This window comes from Aliamphritea ceti, assembly GCF_024347215.1.
Classification (GTDB): domain Bacteria; phylum Pseudomonadota; class Gammaproteobacteria; order Pseudomonadales; family Balneatricaceae; genus Amphritea; species Amphritea ceti.
Genome location: NZ_AP025282.1, coordinates 5,071,873 through 5,085,407, shown reverse-complemented (window position 1 = coordinate 5,085,407; position 13,535 = coordinate 5,071,873). Strand labels below are relative to the sequence as shown.

General features: G+C 49.1%; 10 protein-coding genes. 2 read left to right on the top strand and 8 right to left on the bottom strand.

The features are described 5' to 3' along the window. Nucleotides 1-36 precede the first annotated feature (36 nt). Complete coding sequence (locus OCU49_RS23070) at nt 37-318, top strand: hypothetical protein (protein ID WP_261842860.1); 282 nt, start codon at nt 37-39, stop codon at nt 316-318. 57 nt (nt 319-375) lie between these two features. Here the strand turns inward: OCU49_RS23070 and phoU are convergent, their stop codons facing one another. The 5 genes from phoU to OCU49_RS23045 all read right to left on the bottom strand — a co-directional run bounded on the left by phoU (nt 376) and on the right by OCU49_RS23045 (nt 7,170). Next, entirely contained in the window at nt 376-1,119 is a 744-nt protein-coding gene (gene phoU / locus OCU49_RS23065) for a phosphate signaling complex protein PhoU (protein WP_261842859.1), read from the bottom strand. Between the two features lie 14 nt (nt 1,120-1,133). Continuing rightward, entirely contained in the window at nt 1,134-1,967 is an 834-nt protein-coding gene (pstB, locus tag OCU49_RS23060) for a phosphate ABC transporter ATP-binding protein PstB (protein WP_272885303.1), read from the bottom strand. A gap of 21 nt (nt 1,968-1,988) precedes the next feature. After that, nucleotides 1,989-3,677 carry a phosphate ABC transporter permease PstA gene (gene pstA / locus OCU49_RS23055; RefSeq protein WP_261842858.1) on the bottom strand — a complete coding sequence of 563 codons (1,689 nt, stop codon included), beginning with the start codon at nt 3,675-3,677 and terminating at the stop codon, nt 1,989-1,991. Nucleotides 3,678-3,706: 29 nt separating this feature from the next. Next, entirely contained in the window at nt 3,707-5,983 is a 2,277-nt protein-coding gene (locus OCU49_RS23050) for an ABC transporter permease subunit (protein ID WP_261842857.1), read from the bottom strand. Nucleotides 5,984-6,195: 212 nt separating this feature from the next. Next, a complete protein-coding gene (locus tag OCU49_RS23045) occupies nt 6,196-7,170 on the bottom strand; it encodes a PstS family phosphate ABC transporter substrate-binding protein (RefSeq protein ID WP_261842856.1) in 975 nt (324 codons plus the stop codon). A 356-nt stretch (nt 7,171-7,526) separates the two neighbouring features. Between OCU49_RS23045 and OCU49_RS23040 the strand changes: the two genes are divergently transcribed. Then, a complete protein-coding gene (locus OCU49_RS23040; RefSeq protein ID WP_261842855.1) occupies nt 7,527-7,931 on the top strand; it encodes an acyl-CoA thioesterase in 405 nt (134 codons plus the stop codon). A gap of 65 nt (nt 7,932-7,996) precedes the next feature. Here the strand turns inward: OCU49_RS23040 and OCU49_RS23035 are convergent, their stop codons facing one another. The 3 genes from OCU49_RS23035 to uvrD all read right to left on the bottom strand — a co-directional run bounded on the left by OCU49_RS23035 (nt 7,997) and on the right by uvrD (nt 13,533). Continuing rightward, complete coding sequence (locus OCU49_RS23035; RefSeq protein WP_261842854.1) at nt 7,997-9,685, bottom strand: methyl-accepting chemotaxis protein; 1,689 nt, start codon at nt 9,683-9,685, stop codon at nt 7,997-7,999. A gap of 242 nt (nt 9,686-9,927) precedes the next feature. Then, the gene (locus OCU49_RS23030) at nt 9,928-11,157 is read right to left on the bottom strand and encodes a diguanylate cyclase domain-containing protein (protein ID WP_261842853.1); all 1,230 of its coding nucleotides are present in this window, start codon (nt 11,155-11,157) and stop codon (nt 9,928-9,930) included. 153 nt (nt 11,158-11,310) lie between these two features. Continuing rightward, the gene (uvrD, locus tag OCU49_RS23025) at nt 11,311-13,533 is read right to left on the bottom strand and encodes a DNA helicase II (protein WP_261842852.1); all 2,223 of its coding nucleotides are present in this window, start codon (nt 13,531-13,533) and stop codon (nt 11,311-11,313) included. Nucleotides 13,534-13,535 lie beyond the last annotated feature (2 nt).

Genomic DNA, 13,535 nt, shown 5'->3' with positions numbered 1-13,535 from the left:
ACCTGACTGACAACTAACAGGGGAAGGAAATATACTGTGCTGATCGAACGCAGAGGGAAGGCAACCGGAAAACAAAACCGGAGAGCGACAGATAAGAAAGGCATTGCCACCTGCGATATGCAGGGTGACCTTTGGGAACTGGACGCGTTATTTCTTGGCTATATGAAGGAAATGGTGCAAGGCTGGTGTGGCGGCTCGGTACCGGAGAATGTGATGCAGGACCTGAAGAACTACGGCCATTTTCAGGCTGAAGGCTTTATTATGCGTGCCGAACCGAAAAATAACGGGCGTATTTTTCTGCATATCGAAAAAGATTAAGCCCCAACAGATACAAAAAAGGCAGCCTTTTGGCTGCCTTTTTTAGTATGGCTGACGTTAGCTGTTTTTCTCGTCAGCATCGTGCTGACGTACGGTTTTCTTGATATCACTGAGGCTGCTGTGACGTACGTCGGTGCCGCTTACCAGATAAATCAGATGCTCCGCCATGTTACAGGTGTGATCGCCAATACGCTCCAGGCTACGCAGAACCCAGATCACGTTCATGACGTTTGAGATTGAGCGTGGATCTTCCATCATGAAAGTTACCAGAGTACGCATAGCTGTGCGGTATTCCTGATCCACGGACTTATCTTTCTTGGCGACTTTGTAGGCCATTTCCGCGTCGCTGCGGGCAAACGCCGTCAGGCAGTCCTGAAGCATCTGGCGAACCAGATTGCCAATGTGGCGAACTTCCTGATAACCACGGCCTTTACCGTTTTCATCAGCCAGTTCGATTGCATGGCGGCAAATACGGCTAGCTTCGTCACCCATGCGTTCCAGATCGCTGATGGTTTTGCTGATAGCAATGATAAGTCGCAGATCGGCAGCGGCTGGCTGGCGACGGGCGATGATCCGGGTGCACTGTTCATCGATCATCAGTTCCATATCATTGATGATCTGATCATTCTTACGGGCTTGCTCAGCCAGTTCGGCATCGCCCTCGATCAGTGCTTCAATCGCGTCAGTAACCTGACGCTCAACAATGCCACCCATTGTCAGCAGTTCGGTACGGACCTGCTCCAGTTCATCGTTGAACTGCTGGGAAATATGCGTGCTGTGGTGATCCTGTTCGTATGTCATGGTGAATTCCTCTGTTATCCGTAACGACCGGTGATGTAATCTTCAGTCTGTTTCTTCTCCGGATTGGTGAACAGAGTATCTGTGACACCAAACTCAATCAAATCGCCCATATACATGAAGGCGGTGTAATCAGATACACGTGCTGCCTGCTGCATGTTGTGCGTAACGATTACAATGGTGAAGTCCTTCTTCAGTTCATGAATCAGTTCTTCGATCTTCAGAGTGGAGATCGGATCCAGTGCTGAAGCAGGCTCATCCAGCAGTAGCACTTCTGGTTTTACCGCGATTGTACGGGCAATAACCAAACGCTGTTGCTGACCACCAGACATACCCAGTGCACTTTCGTGCAAACGGTCTTTTACTTCGTCCCAAAGAGCTGATGCTTTCAGTGCCCATTCAACGGTTTCGTCGATAACACGTTTCTTGGTAACGCCCTGAATACGTAAGCCGTATGCAACGTTTTCATAAATGCTTTTTGGAAACGGGTTCGGCTTCTGGAACACCATGCCAACGCGGCGACGCAGTTCAGCAACGTCAACTGCACGTTCATAGATATTCTGGTTATCCAGAATGATTTCGCCGTTGATCTGGCAGGTGTCTACCAGGTCATTCATACGGTTGAAGCAACGCAGCAGCGTTGACTTACCGCACCCGGAAGGGCCGATGAAAGCCGTAACCCGGTTTTTAGGAATAGTCATGTTAACGCCGTGGAGCGCGCGTTTGTCGCCGTAGTACAGCTCCAGATCGTTAACTGTCAGGGCAACTGTTTCGTCTTCCAGACGCAGCGTCTGGTTTTGACGCTGCATAGCCGAAATATCGATCGCGTGGGTTTTTACTTCAGTAGTCATAGTCAATATTCTCTGTTCGGCTTACATTTCCAGTGCTTTATATTTTTCGCGTAAGTGATTGCGAATCGCAATGGCTGAAAGGTTCAGCAAGGCAATTACAACAACCAGCAGCAGAGCAGTTGCGTATACCAGCGGACGTGCCGCTTCAACGTTCGGGCTTTGGAAACCGACATCATAGATGTGGAAGCCCAGGTGCATAAACTTCTGATCCAGGTGGATATATGGGTAGTTGCCGTCAAGAGGCAGACTTGGTGCAAGCTTAACGACACCAACTAGCATCAGCGGCGCTACTTCACCGGCAGCACGGGCAATTGCCAGGATAACACCGGTCATCATTGCCGGGCTGGCCATTGGCAGTACAACACGCCACAGTGTTTCAAATTTTGTCGCGCCCAGTGCCAGGCTACCTTCACGAACGGCCCGTGGAATCCGGCTCAGGCCTTCTTCAGTAGCAACGATAACAACAGGTACCGTTAGCAGAGCCAGAGTCAGTGATGCCCACATCAGACCTGGTGTACCAAAGGTCGGAGATGGCTTAGCTTCCGCGAAGAACAGGTCATCAATATTGCCGCCCAGGAAGTAAACGAAGAAGCCCAGACCAAATACACCGTATACGATAGAAGGTACACCGGCCAGGTTGTTTACTGCGATACGGATCAGGCGGGTAACGAAACCCTGCTTGGCGTATTCACGCAGGTAGACAGCAGCGACAACACCGAACGGGGTTACCAGAATAGACATCAGGATAACCATCATCACGGTACCGAAGATTGCCGGGAAAATCCCGCCTTCGGTGTTTGCTTCCCGTGGATCTTCGCTGACGAATTCCCACAGTTTTGCGAAATAGTGACCGATTTTCTCAATTATGCCCATGTTATTTGGACGGAAGATGCGTACAACTTTAGACAGTGCAATCTCAACCTGCTGGCCATTAGCCACTTCAGCAACATAGCTGTCACGGTTAAACAGGGTATACAGGTCCAGCAGTTCCTGCTGTAAGCCTTCGTATTCTGCGTTCAATTCGTTACGGCGAGTTTCAAGCTGATCATATTGGGACTGATCGGTAACACCGTCCAGTTCCAGCGAGCGGCCTTTCAGACGCAGGCGTTCCAGTTCGTAGTTAATTGCGCCGATACGGTGCTTTTCGATCTGGTAAATGTCTTCCTGAATATCCAGCGCGCGGTCTACCCGGTTTTCAAAGTCAGTCCACAGTGCTTCGTACTCAGCTGTCTTATCGTAGCCGTCATAACTGCCAACAACTTCGCCGTTTTCTTTCAGTGCGCGCAGGTAACCATAGAAGTTACCCCATTCGCGACGTTCAGCAGCGAACAGCATTTCCGGATATTCACGGTCAGACAGGTAATAGTCGATAGCCCAGGTAAAGTCGGCGCGGTTAACGTCACGGTTACCAATCTTAATCAGGCTGCGAAGCATAAATTCCTGGTCGCCTGGCAGGTCATTACCGGCTTCACGTAGCTGGATAGTCGGTACGTCTTCAGACTGAACGACTTCACCTATTAGCTGGGTCTGTGAGCCGTTAACTGTGCTGTTAGCCTGCATAATGTCTGCTGGCCAGAAGTGGCTCAGACCACGCACAGCGATCAGTGCCAGAAGGCCGACAACCATGATGATACAGATGGCAACAGCACCGGCATTTAACCATACCCATGGTGAGCCGGATTTTGTCCATTCACGAAAGGAGATGTTCATTTTTCTTCAAATCCTCAGTCACACTCGGGTTACAGTGAACCGTATTTTTTACGCAAACTCTGGCGGACCAGCTCTGCAAGGGTGTTTACAGCAAAGGTAAACAGGAAGAGTACAAAGGCCGCCAGGAACAGAATTCGGTAGTGAGAGCTACCTACTTCAGATTCCGGCATTTCCACAGCGATGTTAGCCGCCAGGGTACGCATACCTTCAAAGATGTTCATATCCATGATTGGCGTATTACCGGTCGCCATCAATACGATCATGGTTTCACCGACTGCACGGCCCATACCTATCATTACCGCCGAAAAGATACCCGGGCTGGCTGTTGGCAGTACGACACGGGTCAGGGTCTGCCATGGTGAGGCACCCAGTGCCAGTGAACCGAAGCTCAGGTGCTTAGGGACAGCGAATATGGCATCTTCGGTGATCGAGAATATTGTTGGGATAACCGCAAACCCCATCGCGATACCGACAACCAGAGCATTACGCTGGTCGTAGCTGATGCCAAGGTCATCAGTGATCCAGGTACGCATGTCGCCACCGAACAGCAGGCTTTCCACACCGGTACTGATGGACAGGCCAAACAGAGTGGTGAGAATAATCACCGGGATCAGTAACAGTGCGTCCCAGCCGTCCGGAATCATGAAGCGAATTTTTTGTGGCAGTTGCGCCCAGGTGAAACCGAAAGCAACGACTACCAAGGGCACTAACAACAGGCAAGTGAAAATTCCCGGCAGGTTATCTTCCATAAATGGCGCCAGCCAAAGACCAGCAAGAAAGCCCAGAATTACAGTCGGCAGTGCTTCCATCAATTCGATAAACGGCTTCACCTTACGGCGCAGTGACGGCACCATGAAGTAAGCGGTATAGATAGCACCACAGATAGCCAGTGGCGTTGCCAGCAGCATTGCATAGAAGGCTGCTTTCAGCGTTCCGAATGCCAGAGGCATCAGGCTATATTTTGGTTCGAAGTCGTTGTTGGCAGCAGATGACTGCCAGATGTACTTAGCTTCGTCGTAGCCTTCGTACCAAACTTCTTCCCATAGCGCGCTCCAGGAAACATCCGGGTGCTCGTTTTCAACTTTGTATAGCGTCAGGGTTTTGTTCTGCTCTGTCAGCAACGCGTTAGCCCGCGGCGCAAATGCAATCATGTCGATTGGCGTGTCAGACAGTTTCTCCGACAGGGCTGTGCGGTGTGCAGTAGAGTTGTAGATGCGCAGCGTATTGTCGGTATCTATTGTCGCGAAACCTTTACGACGGTGTTCTGTCGTCAGGTCAGTCAGCGGAGCATCGGCACCTTCAAATTCGCGGATTTTGGTCAGCTGCCACAGGTTCTGGTCGTCACGTACCAGGAACCACTGAGAGATAGTACCCAGGTCGTTGCCCAGCAGCAGTGCGTTACCGCCCAGCAGTAAATCAAAAGTAGTGATGTTACCGTCGGTAGCGTCCAGCAGCTGGCTGACTGCAGGCCCTTCGCTGTTCTGTAAGTCCAGGACGGCTACTTTGCCATTGTTACCGGCAATCAGGATCCAGCGGCGATCCGGCATCAGCAGGACTTTAGTGGCGTCGATATTCAGTTCTGGTAAGTGCTGGCTGCTGACTTCAATTTCAACATCGTCGCCGAACAGGCTTTCTGAAAGCGAAAGTGCTGCCGCATTCAGGTTGTTTTTCTCGCCGCCAACGATCAGAAAGTCGCTTTCTTCACCGTTAATTGCCAGTAAGTCCAGAGAGACATCAGCAACATCGATGGGTGCTTCGCCCAGTGGGTAGCTGATAGAAGGCGTAATAACCCGCTTACCGTCCGGATAGTCAGATCTGTACTCGTGCTTGAAGACCAGTGCCTGACCGTTGCTCAGGCCCAACGCAAACATTCGGCTGCTTTCTGACGCCAGTGCAAAGCTGGTAACGCTGGTGTCGGCAGGAATATCTGCCTGAACCTGTTCCATCATTGTGCCGGTACGGCTGTCAAAGAAGTTTAGCTGACCCAGATCGGTTACCCGCAAGCCTATCTCAGCCTGTTCTTCCATGGTCAGGTAGAGAGTCTCACCTTCACCGGGGGCAGGGTAAGCTTCTATTACCTGTTCATTGTCCTGCCATTGGTGGATCTTGGCAGAGTTGAACAGAGGCTGTACTTCATACAGCAGGTAAAAGAAGATCAGCAGAATGGCAATGATTACACTGACGCCGCCAAAGCCAATCAGGCTGGAAGCCAGCTTGTCTTTGAGCGCACGAAATTTACGGCTGCGCTTGGCAGAGGCCGTATTGAAATCAAGGTCTGGAATCGCAGAACTATTATCTGTAGTCATGGTTCTATCAGCACTATCGGAATTAATGGCGGCTAAGATATACCAGCTCTATTACAGTAATGTTACAGAGCTGTCATAAAGCTGTTACATATAAAATCTAACGAATAAGTTTCATCTTATCGGCATATTTTTCTGGACCTTCAGAGACAAAAAAAGGAGTCATAAGACTCCTTTTTTATCAGTCAGACCTCTAGGTCTGAAGTTGTAAGGGCTTAGTTCAGGCCCAGGCTCTTCATCTGCTTCTCAACCATTTTAGCTGGCAGAGGGATGTAACCGTCTTTAACAACAACTTCCTGGCCTACACGTGACATTACCATCTTCAGGAATTCACGCTCCATTGGTGGCAGAGCCTGACCAGGCTTCTTGTTGATGTAAACGTACAGTGCACGGGCCAGAGGGTAAGTGCCGTTCAGAGCGCTTTCAGGCGTGGCTTCAACGAATGGCTGACCGTCTTTCTTCGCCAGTGGCAGTGCACGTACAGAAGAAGTCTTGTAACCGATACCGGAGTAACCGATGCTGTTCAGGGAAGTAGAAACAGACTGAACAACTGACGCAGAACCAGGCTGCTCGTTCACGTTGTTACGGAAATCACCTTTACACAGTGCTTTCTTTTTGAAGTAACCGTAAGTACCGGATACAGAGTTACGACCGAAGATTTGGAAACCCTGACCGGACAATGAACCAGTAACACCGGCATCACCCCAGTTGTTTACTTCGCTTGGCAGGCCGCATTTACGGGTAGCAGAGAAGATAGCGTCAACCTGTGGGATAGTCAGGCCAGTAACATTATTGTCTTTGTGTACATAAACAGCCAGTGCATCGATAGCAACTGCAACAGGAGTAGGCTTGTAACCGAATTTCTTTTCGAAAGCTTCCAGTTCCTTGTCCTTCATCTTACGGCTCATTGGCCCCAGGTTAGAAGTACCTTCAGTCAGAGCTGGTGGCGCAGTAGAAGAACCTGCCGCCTGAATCTGAACGTTAACGTTCGGGTAGCTACGTTTGAACTCTTCAGCCCACAGTGTCATGAGGTTTGCCAGAGTGTCAGAACCAACGCTGGACAGGTTGCCGGATACACCAGATGCTTTGGTGTAAGTTGGCAGGTTTGGATCAAGCAGGTCACTTGCACTGGCAGTCATGCAAGTAGCGGTCATTGCAACGGCAGCAAAAAGCTTTTTCATTGGTTTCATAACTAGCTCCATAAAAGAGTGTGAGTCTTATTCGTTTAAGCCAGAGTGGCTGATTTGTATTTCGATGATGGGCACTATAGATGGGCTGTGTGACACTAATATGACAGCCTGTAATCTTTTTATCCGGTTATAAGCTGTATGAAAATTGTTCAGTGTGTTACATATTCATATCGCTTCATATGCAGCAAGCTGGCTTATTAGGTATATGCTTAATAGAGGGCCGTTGAAGATTGCCTGTCAGGATGACGGGGTGCAACCAGGAGTGAATAATTTATCGTTCAGGTGACTGGACGCGGCAGGCTTGGTTGGTAGAATAGCGGCCAATATAACATCAATTTTGAGTGCGGATTTAGTTCATGATTACAGCAGAAGACCAGGTGCTTAAACCTGAAGGTGAGTTAAGCCTTCGCTGTCCGGCAGATGCCACTGCGACCAATATGTTTGGTGATATCTATGGCGGCTGGGTTGCTTCTAAAGCGGTATTAGCGTCAGAGATTCGTGCCGCAGAAGCGGCAGAAGGGCGAATGGCTACGGTATCTATCGGTGCGATGTCTTTCATGGCCCCGGTATTACAGGGCACTGTGCTTGGGTTCTACACTCAGGTGCTTGAGCAGGGCACCAGCTCGTTACGTATTAAGGTCGAAGTGTGGGGCGTTTCCCCGGACACCCGTGAGATGCGTAAAGTGAGCGAAACTGAATGCGTACAGGTCGCGATCGACGGTCATGGCCATATCCGGGCGCTGGACTTCGGGCGTCAGTAAGCGTTATTACAGATATAAAAAAAGGGCTTCGTAATGAAGCCCTTTTTTTGTGCGGAGAAAAATGCTCAGGTTTTCAGCTGGTTTACAAAGCTGTGTAGCTCTATTAACTCTTCAGTGATTTCCTGGCTGGCTTTAGTGGTCATTCTTGCACCATCAGCGGTTTCTGCTGCTGCGTCAGAAATGCTGTTCAGATTTTGGTTTACCTCTTGAACAACGATAGTTTGCTCATCGGTTGCAGATGCAATTTGTGTGTTCAGCGCTGCAATTTCAAGAACCGCTGACGTTGCTTCGTTAAGAGCGTCTGCGGTTTCTGTTGCTTTATTGATACAAATATCAGCATTTTCCTGACCGATTTGCATAGTACTAACAGCGTGAGAGACTTCTTGCTGCAGCCGTTCCAGTAAAGACTGAATATCCTGTGTTGAAGTTTGGGTACGCTGTGCCAGTGCCCGTACTTCGTCAGCTACTACTGCAAATCCACGTCCGGATTCTCCTGCACGTGCTGCTTCAATTGCGGCGTTCAGTGCTAGCAAGTTAGTTTGTTCTGCAATACCGCGGATGCTGCCGAGAACTTCGCCAATTTTATCTGTTTCTGTTGCCAGAGATTCAATGTCAGTAGCAGCAGTTGCAACATTTTCGCTCAGGCGCTGAATAATATCCTGGCTTTCCTGAGCGACAGTCATGCCGGAAGCCACTTTATCTTTGATCACGTCTCCCAGCTCGGCGGCGCGGTTAGTACTGCCGGATACTTCTTGTATGGATGCGGACATTTCTTCAGCGGCGGCTGCAACCATTACGGTTTGTTGCTGCTGTGATTCAATGCTGTTCTGAGCATTAGCCATGACTTCAATGTTGGCGCGGGAGTGCTCACATAGTTCGTTAGAGGTGTCGGAGATACTAATGATCATACCGCGCAGCTTTTCCATGAGCGTATTAAATGCTTCGGCAGCTTCACCTGTTTCTGTTTTATTTATTGGCAGTTTAACGGTCAGGTCGGCATCCGCGCTAGCAAGATCTTGCAGACGATCACGCATATTATTAATTGGGCTGGTAATCGAGCGGGCAACTATCACTGACAAAATAATGGCCAGGATTATGCTGATCGCAAAAACAGCTGTGATGAGTTGCTGTCCGGCAATCTCATCATGCTCTGCTTTCAGTGCGGATTTAAGCGTAAACTCTTGTACATCATTTAGCATGCGGATTAACGCATGGTCGATGTTTTCTTCCAGTGTGATAATACCCTCAGCTTTGCTAAAAGCTTCAGCCGAATTACCGTTGGACATTTGTTTAAGAATTTTTTTGGCTTCCTGATTATACTGAAGATGCTCAGCATCAACCTTTTTCAGAGAAGTTAGCAGAGCAGAGAATTTTTGTTGTGCTTCTTTAGAATGCGCTTTTTGGATTGCATCCTGAATCATGTGCTCCAGTTCAAGAAACTCTTTTTCAGCTTTATTGGCTAGTTGAGTGAACTTAGCTACAGATTTTTGCAGTGATGCTTTTTGGCCAAGACCGCTTTCGACTGCAAGACCGAAGGCCAGCGAACGTTCAAACATAATAGCCTGTTCTAGCTGAATTTCAGTAATGTGGGTGAGTCCGTTAGTAATCGGAATGTCTACTTCTGCGATATCGATTAATTCGACACCAATTTTTTGCATTTGAGTTAGGGAAATACCGCCAATAAGTAGCAGTAAAAGCAGCTGAAGGGCGGCGAAAAGATAAATTCGCGATGATATACGTAAGGAAGTTAACACGAATATACTCCTTGGATTATTCGCCGGGGGAACTTGTTTGAAACAGCCAGACAACCTTACACCTGGAATTCAGCAGAATGGAACCCTCGTGCTACAGAAGGTGGTGGGGATTATGTTCGAAATGTGGCTTTTTTAAGTCTACTTAAACGGTTGATTGATTTTTGTTGCTTGTAAAATAAGGGTCTTAGCTAAAAATTAAAACGAATAAGAAAAGTACATAAAATGGGGATCAGAGTGCTGATTTAGCCTGGAATGGCGTATAAAAACTTGCTTGAAGTGGCACTAGAAAGGAAGTTTTCCCTACTGATTTTACACTGAATGTAACCTGAATGGCTGTAATGCAGCAGTGGTTCCTTTTGCAGGTTCTGATTCAGATGCTGAGTGATAGTGCGCTCCACCAGCAAGTCGGGATTCGCGGGTATAACGGCAAAGCAATTGTTATCGAGCCGGGCCAGAATATCCTCAGGCATTAAAAACTGATGAATACGCCGCGCTACTTCTGATTGCAGTTCATCTGAATCGCAACGACAGCTTAGCTTGTCTATGGAGTGCGTTGCTTTGATCTGAATCAATAAAAAGGGTAGCTGCAGGGTTGGTTCTTTCTGCCAGCGGCTATGCAGAAAGTCTTTAACAAAGCGTGTGTTATGTGTGCCTGTAACCGGGTCCTGATATTTGAGAGTTCTTAAACGGTGGATGATTTTTTGCTGATATGCCGGATTGTTGAGGATCTGGACTTTGGGTTGCCTGATACATTTAAACTCACAATTATGTGCGGGATTTAGCTGATGAGAGCGCTGATCTATGTTTGCCAGCCATTGTTGGGCTTGGGTATTGAGCATACTGAAACCGAGTTGGAACAGGCTCTGACTGATAAGAAGGGCTATCAGTAACATAAATAGCACGCTGTTCAGCATAATCTGCTCCAGGGAGCGCGCAGGCAGTTGATGGCCTGACCAGTTTACTGACAGTTGGGTAGCGATAATCCAGATAGTAATGCCGGCAAGGATAACCGGTAAGCAATATATCCCGCTGACTAGCAGGTTGCGGTATCGCTGAAGCTGCTTTGGTTTAAGGGGAGGTAGCGGTTGCTTCAGTAAATGGCTGATGCTGCTGTAGACGCCTAAAAAGCCAAATCCTAGTATTACTTTTTCACCACTGCCGGATGGCAGATCGAATGCCAGATAGTTAAACAAAGCTAGGCCAGCCCCCAGCGTTATCCATGAAAACAGCTGGAGACCGAATCGGATGGTAGAAGAGTATTGGCGTGTTCTGTTGGTAATAGCTTGATGAATGGCAGGTTGAATGCAAAGGGCGGCGGCGATACTGGTGGTATAGAGGCAGAATAATACCGGCGCCTGCATGCCCGCCAGGAAAGGGCATATCAGCATGCTGTAGATACACAGCAGTGCTGACCAGAGTAACCCGGTCATTGCTGTTGCTGCATATATGGAGCCACGAAAGAAAGAGGCCATGTTCCCTTTGCCAGTATTCAGTTTCAGTTAATACCTTTTTGCCTGATTACCCACAAAAAATAAAGGGGAAAAGACAAAAAAACTACGACTAATGGCGAATAAGGGAATCTATGTATAAAAAAGCCGGCAGAATTGCCGGCTGGGATTGTTAGCTTAGAGTGGCTGGAGGTTTGCGTAACCGACAACCAGCCATTTATTGCCTTCGTAATCAAAGTTAATCTGGACCCGGGCTTTTGGTCCCTGGCCTTCATAGTTAACGACGATACCATCACCAAAAATTGGATGGGATACACGCTGACCCAGCACAATAGCGGGGATGTCCTGATCCGGTTGTGCCTGCGAATAAGCCGTTTGCTGAGGTGTACGTTGCGCGGTAACCGGGCGACGAATACTGGCATTCAGGCGTACTTCCTGCAGAAACTCTTCTGGAATTTCGCGAATAAAGCGTGATGGCCGGTTAAAGGTTTCATTGCCATGCAGGCGACGGGATTCTGCATAGGTCAGATACAGCTGTTGCATTGCGCGGGTAATGCCGACATAGCAAAGGCGTCGTTCTTCTTCCAGGCGGCCTGGTTCTTCAATCGACATATTATGCGGGAACAGACCTTCTTCCATACCGGCCAGAAACACCAATGGAAATTCCAGACCTTTAGCTGAGTGCAGTGTCATTAATTGCACGCTGTCCTGATGTTCATCGGCCTGAGTGTCACCGGCATCCAGAGCAGCTTGATCAAGAAAGGCCGCCAGGGGCGTAGTATTGGTGTTCTCTTCTTTATCCGGCTCCCAGGTGGAAAGGTACTGACGTGCCGCACTGACTAATTCTTCAAGGTTTTCTACCCGAGCCTGGGCTTTATCGCCTTTTTCTTTCAGGTGATGCTCAATCAGGCCTGAGCACTGTACGACGTGCTCAGTCTGTTCATACAGTTCTGTCTGCTGGGTGTTCTGGTCGAGTTCGTTGATCAGATCAATAAAGGTTTGCAGGGCGTTTGCAGCGCGGGCAGATAGCTTGTTTAACTCAACCACTTCGTTAGCAGCGCGCCACATGGATACGCCTTCAGTACGGGCATGCAAGCGCACTTCTTCGATTGTTTTTCCGCCAATACCGCGGGTAGGAACGTTTATAACGCGTTCCATGGCAGTATCATCTTCGCGGTTGCTGAGTAAACGCATATAAGCGAGCGCGTTTTTAATTTCGAGACGGTCGTAGAAGCGCTGGCCACCATAAATCCGGTAAGGCATTCCCGCACGGATGAGGGCTTCCTCAAGTACCCGGGACTGGGCATTGGAGCGGTATAAAATCGCTGACTCGCTGCGCATATTGCCGTCGCGTACCCAGCTTTCTATCTGGTCGACGATAAAACGGGATTCATCCTGCTCGTTAAATGCCGCATACACTGAGATGGGCTCGCCATCAGTACCTTCCGTCCAGAGCTCTTTACCTAAGCGCCCCTGGTTGTTAACAATGACAGCGTTTGCCGCGCTGAGGATGTTACGGGTAGAACGGTAGTTTTGCTCCAGACGCACAACAGTCGTGTCGTTGTAGTCGTCTTTAAAGCGCTGAATGTTTTCAATCTTAGCGCCACGCCAGCCGTAGATAGACTGGTCGTCATCACCAACGGCCATTAGTTTTTCAGGCTGAGGCTTACGCGGATCCATTTCACTGCATAGCAGTTTCAGCCAGGCGTACTGAATCGTGTTGGTATCCTGAAATTCGTCGACCAGAATATACCGGAAGCGTTCCTGATAATGGTTCAGCAGGGAAGGGTTACGATCACGCAGCAGTTCCAGGGAGCGTAAGATCAGTTCGCCAAAATCGACCATACCACCACGTTCACAGGCTTCTTCGTAAGCGCCGTACATGGTTACCATCATTTGAGCGTAAGGGTCGCCGCCCGGGTCAATGTGTGCGGCGCGCAGGCCGTCATCTTTCTGAGCGTTGATGTACCACTGAAACTGTTTGGCCGGCCAGCGGCTGTCATCCAGATTCATTTCTTTACTGAGGCGTTTTACCAGCCGGAGCTGATCGTCCGAATCCATTATCTGGAAGTTTTCAGTTAAGCCTGCATCACGCCAGTGTGCCCGTAAAATACGGTGCGCGAGACCGTGGAATGTACCTACCCACATACCACTGGGGTTCAGTCCGAGTAGCTCTTCAATCCGGCCACGCATTTCTTTCGCAGCTTTGTTGGTAAAGGTTACCGCCATAATAGAATAAGGCGACAAACCTTCGGTCTGAATCAGCCAGGCAATACGGTGTACCAGTACCCGGGTTTTACCTGAGCCCGCGCCGGCCAGGACCAGCAGGTTACCAAGCGGCGCAGAAACTGCGTCGCGCTGAGCTTCGTTAAGTGAATCAAGCAGGTGTGATACGTCCATAA